A 14,172-nucleotide genomic window follows, 5' to 3' on the forward strand; every position below is an offset into this window, starting at 1 on the left:
ATCAGAGACGCGTGCCGGTCTCGGCGTCGAACAGATGGAGGTGGTCGAGCCTTGGCCGGAGCTTCAACGTATCGCCGGGCCTGAAGTCATGGCGCTCGCGAAACAGCGCTACCATCTCGCCTTCGCCGAAGCGGAGGAACACCAGCGTCTCCGAGCCGGTCGGCTCGACCACCGAAATCTTCGCCGGCACGCCGTCGGGGTGGATTTCGAGATGTTCGGGCCGCACGCCGTAGACGACACCACGCCCCTCCTCAACGACATTGTTGTGAGCAAGCGGGAACATCGTCCCGGCAATGTCGACGCCGCCCTTGCGCATGACGCCCTTAAGCAGGTTCATCGAAGGTGAGCCGATGAAGCCGGCGACGAACAGGTTCGCCGGCCGGTCGAACAGATCCAGCGGCGCGCCGACCTGCTCGATGTGGCCGTCGCGCATGACGACGATCTTGTCGGCCATGGTCATGGCCTCGATCTGGTCGTGGGTAACGTAGATGGTGGTGGTCTTCAGCCGCTGGTGCAGTTCCTTGATCTCGGTGCGCATCTGCACGCGCAGCTTTGCGTCGAGATTGGAGAGCGGTTCGTCGAACAGGAACACCTGCGGGTCGCGCACGATGGCGCGGCCCATGGCCACGCGCTGGCGCTGACCGCCCGAAAGCTGCCGGGGGTAGCGCTTCAGGTAAGGGTTGAGGTCGAGGATGTCGGCGGCCCGCTTGACCCGCTCGGCGACCACGGCCGGATCGGTTTTCCGCAATTTGAGGGCAAACGCCATGTTCTGCTCCACAGTCTTGTGCGGATAGAGCGCATAGTTCTGGAACACCATGGCGATGTCGCGTTTTGCCGGCGGCAGATGATTGACGACGCGGTCGCCGATCGCGATCGTGCCGCCCGAGACGGTCTCCAGCCCGGCCACCATTCTGAGCAATGTCGACTTGCCGCAACCCGAGGGACCGACCAGCACCACGAACTGACCATCCGAAATATCGACGCTGACTTCGTGCAGAACCTTGACGGTTCCAAATGCCTTGGCCACTTTGCTGATTGTGACTTGAGCCATATCTCCCCCATCGGCTCCACTGGCCGTAGGCGCAGAAGCTAACCAACGCGACCTGCCAGGGCAAGTCGGTCTCTTATAGATAAAAACCTGTTCTCGTTGACACGGCGTTTGGTTGTGAGAATAGTGATGGGCGCTGGTCCGAACGCTGGTTTCCCGAACCGCAAAATCGGAATTTCAATCGAGCAGGTGGGGGCCTGCGTATTTCGTTTCCGAGCCGGGAGAATCGTTGGCGCTCCAATGCCTGAGAAGTTTGGCTACATCCGTTCACGCAGATATTCTGGGAGGAATAATCGATGAGAATAGGTCTTTACGAAAAACTGGTCAGCGCTGGTGCGACCAGGCGTTACATATTGAAGGGCGCTGCCAGCATGGCGGCGATCGCGGCGGCATCCGGTGCAGGGCTCGGCGCCTTGACGCGCCCTGCCTCCGCGGCAAGCGAACTTCGTGCGAAAATCCTGCAGATTCCCGGCGTTGGCAAAGGCCAGCCGACCGATGCCGATTTCCAGAAGGTCGGCGAGCTCTGCCTCGACGCGACCAAGGCAAATGTCAAGCAAGGCGAGTTCGCCGGCGTCGAGCTGACATTCATGGGTCTCAACAACCAGAACCTGCACAATGTGCTGTTCCGCGGCTTCCTGAAGCCGTGGGAGGCCTATACGGGCGCCAAGATCAGCTGGATCGACCTGGCGCAGGCTGATTACAACGCCCGCCTGCAGCAGTCGATCGCCACCGGCACCGTCGACTTCGACATCATCGAGATGGGCGCGCCCTTCGAAGGCGATGTCTGCGGCAAGGGCCTGACGTCGGAGATGCCCGACTGGGTCAAGAAACAGATCGATTTCGACGATCTGGTCAACTATCTGAAGCCGCCGGTCGGCACGTGGGACGGCAAGCAGTATCGCGTGACCATCGATGGCGACACGCACAATTTCAATTACCGCACCGATGTGTTCGCAGACGCGGACCTTGCCAAGCAGTGGAAGGATGGCGGCGGTGAGGGCGAATGGGGCGTGCCGAAAACCTGGCAGCAGGTGCAGGCCGTGACCAAGTTCCTCAAGGGCAAGAAGTTCAAGGGCCAGGATGTCTATGGCTATCTCGATGCACCCAAGCCATGGGGCGGTTTCGGTTTCTACTTCCTGGGCAGCCGCGCCACCGCCTACGCCAAACACCCCGACGACAAGGCCTGGCTGTTCGACGCCGACACGATGAAGCCGCGGATCAACAACCCTGCCTGGGTGCGCGCCATCCAGGACGTGATCGACGCTCTGCCCTCCGAACCCGCCGACCAGATCAACGCCGACCCGAACACAACCGCCTTCCAGCAATTCCTGGCCGGCACGGGCTCGATGATCCCCTGGTGGGGCGACGTCGGCTCGAACGTCAAGACCAATGATTCATCGGTCATCGGCGATGTCACCGGCTTCTCGATCCTGCCGGGCTCCGACGATGTCTACAATTCCAAGACTGGCAAATGGGAAAAGCTGGCCAGCGGTCCGAACTATTCGCCGAACTGCGCCTATCTCGGCTGGGGCGTCTATGTCATGGCCCGCGTCGACAAGGACGAAAAGAAAAAGAAGGCGGCCTGGTCGGCCGCCGCCCATCTCGGCGGCAAGGACCTGTCGATCTGGACGGCAATGTATCCGTCCGGCTTCCAGCCCTACCGCAATTCGCACTTCGACATTCCGGAATGGGTGGCCGCGGGCTACGACGAAGCCTTCATCACCTCCTACCTCAAGTCGGAAGGCGATAGCTACAACCATCCCAACGCGGCGATCGAGCCGCGCATCCCCGGCATCTTCCAGTATTACAGCGCCGCCGAGGACATTTTGGCCAACACCTTCGCCGGCAAGATGAAGGCACAGGAAGGTGCGGATGCCATCGCCGCAGCCTGGGAAAAGCTGACAGACCAGATCGGCCGCGAAAAGCAGATCAAGCTTTATAAGGCTTCGCTCGGCATGGCCTAATGCCCATACACACCATGGTCCGGCGGGCGATCCGCCGGACCATGTCTGACCTCCGGCCATCGCGGAACTTTCTAAAAACGGGCGAGATTTGTGGCTGACCAGACTTCGACCGCACACCAGTGGCCGGCTGACGCCGTCCCTTATGATCTGATCCCGCCGGGCCGCAAACGTCTCGGCTGGGCGCTGATGACAATCGCCACGTTTGGCTTGCTAGCGACCATCGTGGTGCAGATCCTCTACAAGAGCGAAATCGATACGATCGGCTTCGAGACGTGGCGTCCTGTCGTCTATGCCTATGTGTTGTGGGGCGTGGCACTCGGCATCGGCCAGGTTCTGACGCGTGGCGAGGACGGCCAGCGCGCGCTGTTCCTGTTGCCGGCGCTGCTCTTCACCATCGCCATGGTGATCTTCCCGACGCTGTTCGGTTTCTACATAGCGCTCACCGACTGGAATCTCAGTTCCTTCAGTGGCCGCAGGTTCAACGGGCTCGACAATTTCTGGCAGATGCTCGGCGATCCCTACTACCGCAACGCGCTGTTCAACATGGTGCTCTATGTGCTGGCGGTACTGGTCGAATATGTCATCGCCTTCGGGCTGGCGTTGTTGCTCAACGCGCAGATCCGGGCGCGAAAATTCTTCCGCGTCGTCTTCCTGATGCCGCTGATGCTGTCGCCCGTGGCGGTGTCCTGGATGATCGGCAAATCACTCATGGAGTACCGGTTCGGACCGGCGGCAACGCTGGCACGCCATCTCGGCTGGGACAATCCCGCCTTCTTTTCCGACCCGATCACCGCGCGCATCTCGATCATGCTGCTTGATGCCTGGACCTTCATTCCGTTCATGATGATCATGCTGCTCGCCGGCCTGCAGGCAATGTCGCGCGAGGTGCTCGAGGCGGCGCGCGTCGACGGCGCGACCGCATGGCAGACCTTCTGGCAGGTCACCTTCCCGCTGATGCTGCCGGTGTCGGTGACGGCGGTGATCCTGCGCATCATCTTCAAGCTGAAGCTTGCCGACATCATCATCACGGTGACGTCGGGCGGCCCGGGCGGTGCGACCGATTCCGTATCGAGCTTCATCTACCGCGAATACCGCGACCGCTCGAATGTCGGCTACGGCACCATGCTGGCGATGGCCTATCTCGTCATCATCGTCGTGTTCGTGACCTGGCTCTTGAAGCTTGCCAACCGCTTCGTGCGCAACGTCAACTGAGTGGCCGGATCATGAGCGTTCAGACCACCGACTATACCGCCTCCGAAATCCGCTCTCCGGCGAGCTTCATCACCAGCCGCGTCTTCATCTACGGCGCGCTGGTGTTCTGGGCCTTCATCTGCCTGTTCCCGATCTACTGGACGATAACGACCTCGTTCAAATCGGCGGTCGACGTCACGCAAGGGCATCTCATCCCCTTCATAGACTTCCAGCCGGACTGGAAGGGTTGGCGATCGCTTGGCCTGTCGCCGGATTCGATTTCCCAGACCTCCACGGTGCGTGACGAATTCTTCAAGCGCTTCATGAATTCGGTCATCACCTCGGTTGGCGCGTCGAGCCTCGCCATCATCATCGGCAGCCTCGCCGCCTACGGCCTCACGCGCTACCGCTATCGCTTCGCCTGGTTCAAGAACGAGGATATCTCGTTCTTCTTCCTGTCGCAGTTGATCCTGCCGCCTGTGGTGCTCGCCCTGCCCTTCCTGGTCCTCTACCGGGAGGTCGGCCTGCTAGACACGCGCGTCGGGCTGATCCTGCTCTACACGCTGATGGTGCTGCCGATCGTCATCTGGATCATGCGCGACCAGTTCAACTCGATACCGGTCGAACTGGAGGAAGCAGCACTCGTCGATGGCCTGTCGATCTGGGGCGCATTCTTGCGCATCGTCATGCCGATCGCGCTGCCGGGCATGGTCGCCGCCTTCATCCTGGCGATGGTGCTGTGCTGGAACGAGTATTTCTTCGCCGCCCTTTTGACCTCGACCGATGCCAAGACCATCCCGGTGATGGTGGCGAGCCAGACCGGCTCGCAAGGCATCAACTGGTGGTCGATGGCGGCCCTTGCCACCGCGGCCATCGCGCCGCTGGCGGTCATCGGCATCGCCCTGGAACGCTATCTGATCATGGGCATGACAGCGGGAGCCGTGAAATAGGCCGGATAGGCGTGACGGCGAAGCACCGGGGCGCGTGCAACATCCGGGTCGGCTACAAGGGCACGATCGCTACGCCGAAGGGCCTCATGCCGAGCGCCTGGCTGAGGACAAAAGGCTAAGCCTTCAGGATCGTGCGCAGGTGATCCATGATCATGGCGACGCCCTTGTGCCCGAGTTCCGCCGACGCATCCTTGGCGCTCGCCGTATACCAGCTCTTGTTGTCGGCGAAGTGCGCCGCGTCAACAGCCTCCGGATATAGCGCCAGCATCAATGACGTCTCGCCGATCCCGGCATGATCGAACGGATACTTGCCATTCATAGCGGCCGGCATCAGTGGATGCACCTGCACCCAGTTGAAGACATTCTCACCCTGGGCATGGCCGGCATAGTAATCGGTCATGGTGTTCGAACCCCACCAGCCCTCGCCGCGCTCCTTTTCGAGAAATCGAAAGATGGCCTGCCGGCCCGCGGTCTTGAAGGCCAGATCGGTCGGCATGCCGGCGGCGAAATTCTCGGTCTGGTGGTGGATGATGGCGTGGATGTTGCGGAAACCGTTGCGCAGCAGGCTGTAGAACAGCTCCTCGCCGAATGGCGCCAGTTGATTGCCGCCGACCTGCACCGAACCACTGCCTTCCGGGGGTGCCACCGCGTAACTCGCCGCGCCATAGTAGAAAGGCGGCAGGATGACGATGTGCCTCTCCTTTTCGAACAGTTCCAGCGTCTTGATGACGGCCAGCGTGTCCATGCCGACGGCCATGTGCTCGCCATGGTATTCCAGCACGCCGAGCGGCAGAACGACCGGCCAGTTTTCGGCGATCGCCTTGCGGATCTGGTGCGGCAGCATCAGTTCATAGCGCATGATCTATTCCATGTTGGTGTGGCGCGCGCGCATGGCTTCAGGCGACGCACCGGTCAGGGCTTTGAGCTTCAGCACCATCACCTCGAACAGCAGGAACAGCGCCCCCTCGAATAGCGAGCCCATCGGCAGCACCGAAGTCCTTTGCGGTCCCTGGTCGTTGGCCATGGTCTGGGCCGGGATGAGCAGCGTGGTGTCAGCCAGCCGCGCCGCACTACCACCAGACTGAGCGGTCAGCAGCAGATTTGTCGCGCCGGCTTCGCGCGCGACGCGCATCAAGGTGAGCACCGTCGAAGTTTCTCCCGGCCCGGAACTGGCCAGGAAAACATCGCCCGGCCCCAGCGGCGGCGTGGTCATGTCGCCGACCACCGAGACCGGCAGTCCCAGATGATAGAGCCGCATGGCAAAACCCTTGACCTGCAGGGCCTCGCGGCCGCAGCCATAGACGACGATCCGCCCGGCATCGGCCAACATATTGCACGCGGCATCGATGCAGCCTTCATCCACGCGCGCCAGCACGGCGCCGAGTTCGTCGAGCGCGGTTCTGAACAGGTTTTCGTTCTGGTCGCTCACGGCAAACCCGCGCTCGAAATCATCCCGGATTTTTCCACGAACAGCTTGATTTCGTTCATGCTAGCAACGGCGAAAATGCATGTCCAACGCTGTGCAGCGCTTTTGCCGGGCCACAGGCGTGATAATGTCATGTCAGACAAATCAACCCGGGACACCTCTAAGATATGAAGACACGGCATTTCGACCGCATCGGCAATGGCGGCATCACCTTTACAGAACTCGGCTTCGGCACCGCGCCGCTGGGTAATCTCTATCGCGCCGTCTCGGACGAGGATGCCAATGCAACGCTCGACGCCGCCTGGGCGACCGGCTGCCGCTATTACGACACCGCGCCGCTCTATGGGCTTGGCCTATCCGAAACACGCCTCAATCCGTTCCTGCGCTCGAAGAAGCGCGACGACTACGTGCTGTCGAGCAAGGTCGGACGCCTCATGCGCGCCTGCCCGCCAGAGCAGCGCACAGGGATCGGCAAGTTCTTCGACACGCCGTCGCGTCAGGAGGTGTACGATTACAGCTATGATGGCGTCATGCGCTCATTCGAAGCCTCGCTCGAACGCTTGGGTGTCGACCGGATCGACATCCTGTTCGTGCACGATGTCGACATTTTCACCCATGGCAGCAAGGAGGCGTCCGACCGGCGCATCGAGGAGTTCATGCGCTCGGGCTATTACGGGCTGCTGTCGCTGCGCGACCAGGGCGTCATCAAGGCCTTCGGCGGCGGTATCAACGAATGGCAGGTTGCCCAGACACTGGCCGAGCGCGGCGATTTCGACCTGTTTCTGCTGGCCGGACGCTACACGCTGCTCGAACAGGAGGCGCTGACGTCCTTCCTGCCGCTTTGCCAGAAACGCGGCATCGGCATCGTTCTCGGCGGCCCCTACAATTCCGGCATCCTTGCAACGGGACCAAAGCCCGGCGCCTACTACAACTATTCCGAAGCGCCCAAGGACATTCTCGACCGGGTCGCCGGCATCGAAGCTGTCTGCAAACGCCATGGCGTGCGGCTGATCGAGGCGGCGCTCAAATTCCCGCTGCTGCACCCCTCGGTCGTTTCAGTGATCCCCGGCGGCCAGCGGCCGAGCGAAGTAGAAAGCAACCGGGCGCTGCTCGACGCGAAACTGCCCGCCGCCCTCTGGGCCGACCTCAAACAGGAAGGTCTGATGCGTGCGGATGCGCCAACCGCATGACAATCATCCGCCTCCAGGCAGACATAAAAAGGAAAAGCCGGGGAGCCCGGCTTTTCTGGTCTCTGAAAAAAGAAAAAAACGCGCTTAGTTGACTGCGTCCTTGAGGCCTTTGCCGGCCGAGAACTTCGGCACGGTGCGTGCCGGGATCTGCACTTCAGCGCCGGTCTGCGGGTTGCGGCCGGTCGAAGCCGCACGCTTTGACACGGTGAAATTGCCAAAGCCGACAAGCCGTACATCGCCGCCCTTCTTCAGTTCGCCGGTGATCACGGAAAATACCGCATCGACCGCCGACTGCGCGTCACCCTTCGAAATGCTCGCGGTGTCGGCGACAGCGGACACCAGTTCGTTCTTGTTCATAAAAATTCCCTTCCATGAGAACGCCGGAACATACGACTCATCCGGCAGGAAACGGACTTTAGAAAGAAGCGTTCCCGCAACCAAGTCGAAAAGCCCGGGAAAAGTGGAAAAAAGCCCGGAAATCCGGGGTTTTTAACATGAAAAAGCCGGGCGCGAGGCCCGGCTTTCTGTTTGTGCGCTGCAACTTTAGAAGACTCTAATGCGCAAGCGACTTTCCAGCGTCATCCGCCGTTTCAGTCGCGGCCGGAGGATTGACGGGCTCGACCCATTCAATTGGCTCGGGCATGCGCACCAGTGCGTGGCGCAACACTTCGCCGACCCGCGAGACCGGAATGATTTCCATGCCGTTCTTCACGTTATCCGGAATCTCCGCCAGATCCTTGGCGTTGTCTTCCGGGATCAGCACCTTCTTGATGCCGCCGCGGAGCGCGGCAAGCAGCTTCTCCTTGAGGCCACCGATCGGCAAGATGCGGCCGCGAAGCGTTATCTCGCCAGTCATTGCCACATCGGCGCGGACCGGAATACCCGTCAGAACCGACACGATAGCCGTAGCCATGGCGGCGCCAGCAGACGGGCCGTCCTTCGGCGTGGCGCCTTCCGGCAAGTGCACATGGATATCGCGCTTGTCGAACAGCGGCGGCTCAATGCCGAAATCGATCGCCCTCGAGCGGACATAGGAGGCCGCCGCCGAGATCGATTCCTTCATCACGTCGCGCAAATTGCCCGTCACCGTCATGCGGCCCTTGCCGGGCATCATGACGCCTTCGATCGTCAGCAGCTCGCCGCCGACTTCCGTCCAGGCAAGACCGGTGACGACACCGACCTGATCGTCAGCCTCGACCTGGCCGAAGCGGAAGCGCTGGACACCGAGGTAATCGGCGAGGTTCGCCGCCGTGATGTTCACCGTCTTCTTCTTCGTCTTCAGGATCTCGGTCACCGCCTTGCGCCCAAGCTTCATCAACTCGCGCTCCAGGCTACGGACGCCCGCTTCACGGGTGTAGGTCTGGATGATGGCGCGGATCGCGTCCTCGCCGACGGAGAATTCCTTCGGCTGCAGGGCATGGTCACGCACCACCTTGGGCAGCAAGTGCCGCTTGGCGATTTCGATCTTCTCGTCCTCGGTGTAGCCGGCGATACGGATGATCTCCATGCGGTCCATCAAGGGCGCAGGGATGTTCAGCGTGTTTGCCGTCGTCACGAACATCACGCTCGACAGGTCGTATTCGACCTCGAGGTAATGGTCCATGAACGTCGAGTTCTGCTCGGGATCGAGCACCTCGAGCAGGGCCGACGATGGATCGCCACGGAAGTCCTGGCCCATCTTGTCGATCTCGTCGAGCAGGAAGAGCGGGTTGGACTTCTTCGCCTTCTTCATCGACTGGATGACCTTGCCGGGCATCGAGCCGATATAGGTGCGCCGGTGGCCACGGATCTCGGCCTCATCACGCACGCCGCCAAGCGCCATGCGGATGAATTCGCGGCCGGTCGCCTTGGCGATCGACTTGCCGAGCGAGGTCTTGCCGACGCCGGGAGGGCCGACGAGGCACAGGATCGGCCCCTTCAGCTTCTTCTGGCGGCTCTGAACGGCGAGATACTCGACGATGCGGTCCTTGACCTTGTCGAGGCCGAAATGATCGGTGTCGAGCACGTTCTGCGCATAGGCCAAATCCTGCTTGACCTTGGAGTTCTTGCCCCACGGTATCGACAGCAGCCAATCGAGATAGTTGCGCACAACGGTCGATTCAGCCGACATCGGCGACATCGTCCGCAGCTTCTTCAGTTCGGCTTCCGCCTTTTCGCGGGCCTCCTTGGAAAGCTTGGTCTTCTTGATGCGCGCCTCGATCTCGGCGGCCTCGTCGCGGCCATCCTCGCCTTCGCCGAGCTCCTTCTGGATCGCCTTCATCTGCTCGTTGAGGTAGTATTCGCGCTGGGTCTTCTCCATCTGGCGCTTGACGCGCGAGCGGATGCGCTTCTCCACCTGCAGGACGGAGATTTCGGCTTCCATGAAGCCCATCGCCTTTTCCAGCCGCTCCTTGACCGAGAGCGTGGCCAGCATCTCCTGCTTTTCAGGGATCTTGATGGCGAGATGCGAGGCAACCGTATCGGCGAGCTTGGAATAGTCGTCGATCTGGCTGGCGGCACCCACCACTTCGGGCGAGATCTTCTTGTTCAGCTTGACGTAGTTCTCGAAGTCGGTGACGACCGAACGAGCCAGCGCCTCAACCTCGACCTCTTCCTCTTCCGGCTCGACCAGCGCCGTGGCGCGGGCCTCGTGGAAGTCGGGGCGGTCGGTGAAGGAGACGATTTTCGCGCGCGAGGCGCCTTCGACCAGAACCTTGACGGTGCCGTCGGGCAGCTTCAGCAATTGCAGCACATTGGCGAGCGTGCCGATGTCGAAGATGGCATCGGGCTCGGGATCGTCATCGGCGGCATTCATCTGGGTGGCAAGCAGGATCTGCTTTTCCTGACCCATCACCTCTTCCAACGCCTTGATCGACTTTTCACGCCCAACGAAGAGCGGAACGATCATATGCGGGAACACCACGATGTCGCGCAGTGGGAGGACTGCGAAGACGCCGTCGCTGGGAGCCTTGGATATTTTGGCCATTGTCCAACCTTTCATGTCGCGGTCGCCATCAGGCCAACCGCGAATCTCATATTAACGACCGGGGATCGTTCCGCCTACCACCGTTTGTGACGGGAGTTTTACAGCACAGAAATCGGGCACCTCGGCCTTCTCGTGTTAGGTGGATGCAAGAGGGGCAAAGATCAAGAGTTAACATCGCCGCAATCCACTCCAGTGCAAAGGTCGCATGCCCTCACAGCAAAACGGCGCCGCGAGGGCGCCGTTCCATAAAAAACATCGGATCAAGTGCGACATCACGCGCTGACGTTGCCCTTCTTTTCCTTCTGTTCGGAATAGATGTAGAGCGGCCGGGCGCTGCCGGTCACCACTTCTTCCGAAATCACCACTTCGCGCACGCCTTCGAGCGCGGGCAGTTCGAACATGGTGTCGAGCAGGATCGCTTCCATGATCGAACGCAGGCCGCGCGCGCCGGTCTTGCGCTCGATGGCGCGCTTGGCGATCGCCGACAAGGCGTTCTCGTGGAACGTCAGGTCGACATTCTCCATCTCGAACAGCCGCTGATACTGCTTGACCAGAGCGTTCTTCGGCTCGGTCAGGATCTGGATCAGCGCCGGCTCGTCGAGATCCTCCAGCGTCGCCAGGACCGGCAAACGGCCGACGAACTCCGGAATGAGGCCGAACTTCAGCAGATCCTCCGGCTCGACAAGCCGGAACACATCGCCGGTGCGGCGATCCTCAGGCGAAGCGACGATGGCGCCGAAGCCGATCGAGGTCTTGCGGCCGCGATCCGAGATGATCTTGTCCAGGCCGGCAAACGCGCCGCCGCAGATGAACAGGATGTTGGCGGTGTCCACCTGCAGGAATTCCTGCTGCGGATGCTTCCTGCCGCCCTGCGGCGGCACGGAGGCGACCGTGCCTTCCATGATCTTCAGCAGCGCCTGCTGCACGCCTTCGCCCGACACGTCGCGGGTGATCGAGGGATTGTCGGACTTGCGCGAAATCTTGTCGATCTCATCGATGTAGACGATGCCGCGCTGGGCGCGCTCGACATTGTAGTCGGCCGACTGCAACAGCTTCAGGATGATGTTCTCGACGTCCTCGCCGACGTAGCCGGCCTCGGTCAGCGTCGTGGCATCCGCCATGGTGAAGGGCACGTCGATGATGCGGGCCAGCGTCTGCGCAAGCAGCGTCTTGCCGCAACCGGTCGGGCCGATCAGCAGGATGTTGGACTTGGCCAGTTCGACATCGTTGTTCTTGCCCGCATGCGCGAGGCGCTTGTAGTGGTTGTGGACCGCCACCGACAGCACACGCTTGGCGTAGGGCTGGCCGATGACGTAGTCGTCGAGAACCTTGAGGATCTCCTGCGGAGTCGGCACGCCCTCGCGCGACTTCACCATCGAGGTCTTGTTCTCCTCGCGGATGATGTCCATGCAGAGTTCGACGCACTCGTCGCAGATGAAGACCGTCGGGCCAGCGATCAGCTTACGCACTTCGTGCTGGCTCTTGCCGCAAAACGAGCAATAAAGCGTGTTCTTGGAATCACCGCCGCCGGTATTGTTCGCAGGCATTTTCATGTCCTTTCATGGCCGCCCGCCGATGGTCTGGCTGAAAGGGCGTAACTTTAATCTATCGCGGGAATCCGCCGCCGCCAGTGTCCCGGCTCCCGCAACGTATTCCGTACGAAACACAAATCAGAAAACGTGGCAATGATTCGCAGCACCCCACACAAAGCTAAGCCGTCGAAAATCAACATAGCCTTAACGTAGGCAAATCCCAATCCCCGAGGGAACAGCCAATTGTGGCCGAAATGCCGCAAGACGCGCCAAAAGCGCGTGATGGTGCCATCCAGTTGCCAATTAGCCTTTATGCCAGCGCCCCTTCGGCCGCCTCGCGCGACGAAATGACCTTGTCGATAAGGCCGAAATCCTTCGCCTCGTCGGCGGTCATGAAATGGTCGCGATCGAGCGTCTTCTCGATCTCGTCATAGCTCTTGCCGGTGTGCTTGACGTAGACCTCGTTGAGGCGACGCTTCAACTTGATGATGTCCTGGGCATGGCGTTCGATGTCGGACGCCTGGCCCTGGAAGCCGCCGGACGGCTGGTGGACCATGATGCGCGCGTTCGGCGTGGCGAAGCGCATGTCCTTGTGGCCAGCGGTCAGGAGCAGCGAGCCCATCGAGGCGGCCTGGCCGATACAGAGGGTCGACACGGCCGGCTTGATGAACTGCATGGTGTCGTAGATCGCCATGCCCGAGGTGACGACGCCACCTGGCGAATTGATGTAGAGGTTGATTTCCTTCTTCGGATTCTCGGCTTCGAGGAACAGAAGCTGCGCGCAGACCAGCGTCGCCATGCCGTCCTCGACCGGTCCGGTGATGAAAATGATGCGCTCCTTGAGGAGGCGCGAGAAAATGTCGTAGGCCCGCTCGCCGCGATTGGTCTGCTCGACCACCATCGGAACGAGGTTCATGTAGGTTTCGACGGGGTTCTTCATCAGTTATCTCTTATCTCGCGGTGGGGTCCGGCGCCGGGAATGCTGGCAAGTCGGGAAGAATCGGTTCTGGATCGCTGTTCCGTAGATAGGATGCCGGCTCATCCTTGTGCAAGGCCGACCCGTCCTAGCCATCTGGGTAAGGCGAATCAAGCTTTGCGGCCAGGATTCGTTGCAATGACAACCTCCGCCGTGCCACAGCCGCACAATCGACCCGCCGCCAACGTAGCAATTTCTTAACCGCGTCACTTAACGAAATGCGGGAAGCCGCTTTTCTCCAGGACCGCTTACCCTACAATTCAACGTTGAACTTGTGCCTACAGTTCAAACAGGGGGAATGTGATGCTCAGGAGAAGTGCGTCCTTCGCCATTACCGGGCTGGCAATGCTCGGCACAACGTCGCAGACGGCAGCCGGTGGCCGCGCTGTCGAGTGCTATGAACCGGTGCGCGCACCGGCCGTCTACGACACGGTCTATGAAGATATGATGATAAGCCCGCCGGGCCAGCAGGTCGATTACACGCCACCCATCTACGGCACGCGCGAACGCGTGGTGATGACCGTTCCCACACAGGTGACCTACGAAGTCGTGCCCGCGATCACCCGTACCATCTACCACACAGTGAAAGTCGATGGCGGGGGCTATTCCTGGGAATGGCGCGTCATCCATGGGCGCCGCGTGCTCTGCAAGATCTGGCACAAGGCGCGCTACGAACGCGTCGCCGAGACGGTGGTGATCCAGCCGGAACGTACCCGCCGTGTCGTCATCCCGGCGCAATATGACCGGATCGCCGAGGAAGTGCTGGTGCAGCCGGAGCAAAGGCGTGTCATCGATGTTCCTGCGTCCTACCAGACGGTCGCACGGCGCGTGCTGGTGCGGGAAGGCTCTTCGGGCTGGCGGCGCGTGCATATTTCCAGGCATTGCCAAGGCTAATTCAGGTTCAGGCAGGCGCTCAGACCACCTCGGCCC

12 protein-coding genes are annotated in these 14,172 nt (G+C 61.0%); 5 read left to right on the forward strand and 7 right to left on the reverse strand.

Going from position 1 to position 14,172, the window contains the following annotated elements:
• Position 1: 1 nt before the first annotated feature.
• Complete coding sequence (gene ugpC / locus FJ934_RS10630) at positions 2-1,051, reverse strand: sn-glycerol-3-phosphate ABC transporter ATP-binding protein UgpC (RefSeq protein ID WP_140609469.1); 1,050 nt, start codon at positions 1,049-1,051, stop codon at positions 2-4.
• Between the two features lie 293 nt (positions 1,052-1,344).
• Between ugpC and FJ934_RS10635 the strand changes: the two genes are divergently transcribed.
• The 3 genes from FJ934_RS10635 to FJ934_RS10645 all read left to right on the forward strand — a co-directional run bounded on the left by FJ934_RS10635 (position 1,345) and on the right by FJ934_RS10645 (position 5,153).
• Positions 1,345-3,012, forward strand: coding sequence for a sugar ABC transporter substrate-binding protein (locus FJ934_RS10635; RefSeq protein ID WP_140609471.1), 1,668 nt, complete (start codon positions 1,345-1,347; stop codon positions 3,010-3,012).
• 90 nt (positions 3,013-3,102) lie between these two features.
• Positions 3,103-4,224 (forward strand): sugar ABC transporter permease, encoded by a 1,122-nt coding sequence (locus tag FJ934_RS10640; RefSeq protein ID WP_140609473.1) that lies wholly within the window; start codon positions 3,103-3,105, stop codon positions 4,222-4,224.
• 11 nt (positions 4,225-4,235) lie between these two features.
• Complete coding sequence (locus FJ934_RS10645) at positions 4,236-5,153, forward strand: carbohydrate ABC transporter permease (RefSeq protein ID WP_140609475.1); 918 nt, start codon at positions 4,236-4,238, stop codon at positions 5,151-5,153.
• A 115-nt stretch (positions 5,154-5,268) separates the two neighbouring features.
• Here FJ934_RS10645 and FJ934_RS10650 read toward each other — a convergent pair whose 3' ends face one another.
• On the reverse strand, positions 5,269-6,012 hold the full coding sequence (locus tag FJ934_RS10650; RefSeq protein ID WP_140609477.1) for a creatininase family protein: 744 nt from the start codon (positions 6,010-6,012) through the stop codon (positions 5,269-5,271).
• 3 nt (positions 6,013-6,015) lie between these two features.
• Positions 6,016-6,582 carry an SIS domain-containing protein gene (locus FJ934_RS10655; RefSeq protein WP_140609479.1) on the reverse strand — a complete coding sequence of 189 codons (567 nt, stop codon included), beginning with the start codon at positions 6,580-6,582 and terminating at the stop codon, positions 6,016-6,018.
• A 164-nt stretch (positions 6,583-6,746) separates the two neighbouring features.
• Between FJ934_RS10655 and FJ934_RS10660 the strand changes: the two genes are divergently transcribed.
• Positions 6,747-7,769, forward strand: coding sequence for an aldo/keto reductase (locus FJ934_RS10660; protein ID WP_140609481.1), 1,023 nt, complete (start codon positions 6,747-6,749; stop codon positions 7,767-7,769).
• 84 nt (positions 7,770-7,853) lie between these two features.
• On the opposite strand, the gene FJ934_RS10665 is transcribed toward FJ934_RS10660, so the two are convergent.
• The 4 genes from FJ934_RS10665 to clpP form a co-directional block, all read right to left on the reverse strand.
• Positions 7,854-8,126: an HU family DNA-binding protein gene (locus FJ934_RS10665; protein ID WP_140609483.1), complete on the reverse strand. Its 273-nt coding sequence runs from the start codon at positions 8,124-8,126 to the stop codon at positions 7,854-7,856.
• Between the two features lie 196 nt (positions 8,127-8,322).
• Positions 8,323-10,734, reverse strand: a complete 2,412-nt coding sequence (gene lon / locus FJ934_RS10670; RefSeq protein ID WP_140609485.1) for an endopeptidase La — start codon at positions 10,732-10,734, stop codon at positions 8,323-8,325.
• 272 nt (positions 10,735-11,006) lie between these two features.
• Positions 11,007-12,281 (reverse strand): ATP-dependent Clp protease ATP-binding subunit ClpX, encoded by a 1,275-nt coding sequence (clpX, locus tag FJ934_RS10675; RefSeq protein ID WP_140609487.1) that lies wholly within the window; start codon positions 12,279-12,281, stop codon positions 11,007-11,009.
• A 295-nt stretch (positions 12,282-12,576) separates the two neighbouring features.
• Positions 12,577-13,206, reverse strand: coding sequence for an ATP-dependent Clp endopeptidase proteolytic subunit ClpP (gene clpP, locus FJ934_RS10680; protein ID WP_027028064.1), 630 nt, complete (start codon positions 13,204-13,206; stop codon positions 12,577-12,579).
• A gap of 339 nt (positions 13,207-13,545) precedes the next feature.
• On the opposite strand from clpP, the gene FJ934_RS10685 reads away from it, so the two are divergent.
• The gene (locus FJ934_RS10685; RefSeq protein WP_140609489.1) at positions 13,546-14,136 is read left to right on the forward strand and encodes a hypothetical protein; all 591 of its coding nucleotides are present in this window, start codon (positions 13,546-13,548) and stop codon (positions 14,134-14,136) included.
• The last annotated feature ends 36 nt before the right edge of the window (positions 14,137-14,172 follow it).

The organism is Mesorhizobium sp. B2-4-12, assembly GCF_006441575.1.
Classification (GTDB): domain Bacteria; phylum Pseudomonadota; class Alphaproteobacteria; order Rhizobiales; family Rhizobiaceae; genus Mesorhizobium.

Bases quoted from the DNA above. Each gene is read 5' to 3' on its own strand.
- ugpC (WP_140609469.1), bottom strand. From the start codon at position 1,051: ATGGCTCAAGTCACAATCAGCAAAGTGGCCAAGGCATTTGGAACCGTC.
- FJ934_RS10635 (WP_140609471.1), top strand. From the start codon at position 1,345: ATGAGAATAGGTCTTTACGAAAAACTGGTCAGCGCTGGTGCGACCAGG.
- FJ934_RS10645 (WP_140609475.1), top strand. From the start codon at position 4,236: ATGAGCGTTCAGACCACCGACTATACCGCCTCCGAAATCCGCTCTCCG.
- FJ934_RS10650 (WP_140609477.1), bottom strand. From the start codon at position 6,012: ATGCGCTATGAACTGATGCTGCCGCACCAGATCCGCAAGGCGATCGCC.
- FJ934_RS10660 (WP_140609481.1), top strand. From the start codon at position 6,747: ATGAAGACACGGCATTTCGACCGCATCGGCAATGGCGGCATCACCTTT.
- FJ934_RS10665 (WP_140609483.1), bottom strand. From the start codon at position 8,126: ATGAACAAGAACGAACTGGTGTCCGCTGTCGCCGACACCGCGAGCATT.
- lon (WP_140609485.1), bottom strand. From the start codon at position 10,734: ATGGCCAAAATATCCAAGGCTCCCAGCGACGGCGTCTTCGCAGTCCTC.
- clpX (WP_140609487.1), bottom strand. From the start codon at position 12,281: ATGCCTGCGAACAATACCGGCGGCGGTGATTCCAAGAACACGCTTTAT.
- clpP (WP_027028064.1), bottom strand. From the start codon at position 13,206: ATGAAGAACCCCGTCGAAACCTACATGAACCTCGTTCCGATGGTGGTC.
- FJ934_RS10685 (WP_140609489.1), top strand. From the start codon at position 13,546: ATGCTCAGGAGAAGTGCGTCCTTCGCCATTACCGGGCTGGCAATGCTC.